General features: G+C 34.9%; 1 protein-coding gene and 2 pseudogenes. 1 reads left to right on the forward strand and 2 read right to left on the reverse strand.

Annotated features, from left to right (window positions below):
* Window positions 1–653 precede the first annotated feature (653 nt).
* Window positions 654–1130 (reverse strand): CarD family transcriptional regulator, encoded by a 477-nt coding sequence (locus tag UB32_RS16740; protein WP_044395855.1) that lies wholly within the window; start codon window positions 1128–1130, stop codon window positions 654–656.
* A gap of 393 nt (window positions 1131–1523) precedes the next feature.
* Here UB32_RS16740 and arr point away from each other — a divergent pair.
* Window positions 1524–1940 (forward strand): annotated as a pseudogene (arr, locus tag UB32_RS16745) (NAD(+)--rifampin ADP-ribosyltransferase).
* Between the two features lie 20 nt (window positions 1941–1960).
* Here the strand turns inward: arr and UB32_RS16750 are convergent.
* Window positions 1961–2191: pseudogene (locus UB32_RS16750) on the reverse strand (type II toxin-antitoxin system death-on-curing family toxin); the annotation flags it as partial.
* Window positions 2192–2275: the final 84 nt, after the last annotated feature.

Raw genomic sequence — 2275 nt, forward strand, 5'->3', positions numbered from 1 at the left:
TCTCCCACCTACTCATTGGGCTTTAGCCCTTCCCATTCCTTGAGGATGGGAGACTTCTTTCGGAAATCCGTTAAATTCCATTATAATCATATAAATCCTTCCTAGATTAACGCCTCCGGAAGAATTTAATTAAACGTTTGATTAAATGGATGCACATCACCGTCCCCTGTCCCACATCGACCAGTAATCTTTACCATTATTATGTAATTAAAAAGTGGTTCCCTCGTCTGGAAACCATTTTTGTAGTGAACCATATGGTGATACCAATTCGTTTTCTCTTTTACGTAAGGAAGCTAAACAATTATATTTCACTGTCTCAATAGATGCAGAAAATTCTTAAAGATAGAGGTGAGATTGATTGTATTTTTTTCTAGAAATAATGACTTAAATCATAGATTGTATACCTAAAACAATGAAAGCCCTACCTCTCTTTCATCCTTACAGCTCCTAGTCCGTGCCAGTGTGAATCAGGATTGCAAAAATCAAGTGACTATTTATCGAGTTATGTAAAGGAAAATAAAGTGATAAAAATGGATTAGATTGTAGAAAAAACAAAAGAGGTTCATGCTCTAAAGGTGAGTTGGAGAAGTTAAATGTCTTTGAAAAGATTTATTTTAATAATAAACATAAAAAAGAGATGTATTACAGAAACCTTAACAGAAACTTTTTATTTGATTTTCAGTAATTCCTTTAATTAATCCCAGTTCACTAATCAAAGATTGATGTGCGTTTTTTAACATTTTTTTTTCGCTTGTATTAAGTGATTTTTCTTTCTTCATACGCATTAAATCACGTACCACTTCAGTACATTCTTGCATTTTACCTGTTTTTATTTTTTCCGTGTTCACTTTATACCTTTGTTTCCATGGCAGTAATCGATCTGATTCTCCATGTTGAAAAATGTTCATGATGTGTTTTAATGCAATTATGTCAGTAACAGGGCGTATATTCGAACTCAATATTTTACCCGCGGGAATCATGACCTGCATATTACCGATCAACATTTTTATGACATAATATTGTTGCTTTTCCCCTGAGATTTCCTTTTCTTCTATGGCTTTTATTATACCTACTCCGTGCATTGGATAAACAATGTTATCGTCAATTTGGAACAAATAATCCACCTCCATATTCTGTAACCTTCTTAACCTTAACATATTGATTATTTTTTATCAAATTTTTAATAATATCATAAATTTATTTTCTGTGTCAACAACTTTTCTTTAAAATTTAAAAAAGTAAAAACAAGAGGAATCGTGTCGAGAAGCGAAGGGACGTACGCAACAAAAAAGGCAATCCCCCTCGTCGGCTAAAACAAGAGTGGATTACCTTCGTTACAGCGACCTATTTCGCAGTTGAATCTTACCGTTCAGCAAAATCGAAAATACCGGATCCAAACCTCCGACAACATTCTCTCTACTTCCATTATACGATTAATTATCTATTATTTATAGACTACATTTTCTAAAATCCCTGTCTTATACCGTTATATACAAATCCAAAACAGTTAGAGGTGTATCAGGATGAATGACAAAAAAGCTGTCTTAGATCATGGTCCTTTCTTTCACGGTACTAAAGCAGATATGAAAATTGGAGATTTCTTAGAACCGCAGCACTTATCAAATTACCAAGACAAAAAATCGAATTAAATCTATTTCACTGCAACATTAGATGCCGCAAAATGGGGTGCAGAATTAGCAACATCTCAATCAAAAGAAAGAATTTACATCGTAGAACCCATAGGTGATTTTGAAAATGATCCGAATTTGACTGATAAAAAGTTCCCTGGGAATCCAACTCGTTCGTATTGGTCTAAATCCCCTTTGAAAATCATAGCTGAATTACGTTCATGGGAAAGACATTCCGATGAAGAAATAAATCATATGATCACATTTTTAACAAAATTACGTGAACAAGGAACTGCTGTAATAGAGGATTAATTGTTTTGGGGACATAAGACCGCATTGTGGAAGGCATGGTTCTTGGCTATTGACTCAAAAAGTGCGGCTGCTTTTTCGAAAATTGTTGGATAAGCATCACTACCAAATACAGATTGTTTTGGGCGGTTAATCGCTGAATCAAGCAGGTTTGGATCTTTTACACCTAATGGTTCATCTGGGGAATATAGACGAATTCGCACCGTATTAATAGCTATTACTTGGTTTGTTGTAAGATAGATGACTTTATCCATTACAGATTTTCCGAACGAGAAAGCCCACGCAGGTGCGATAGCACCCTCTTTAGAGGTGGGATGAAAGTTCGGTCAGACAAGGGG

Source organism: Mesobacillus subterraneus (assembly GCF_000934845.1).
GTDB lineage: Bacteria > Bacillota > Bacilli > Bacillales > Cytobacillaceae > Mesobacillus > Mesobacillus stamsii.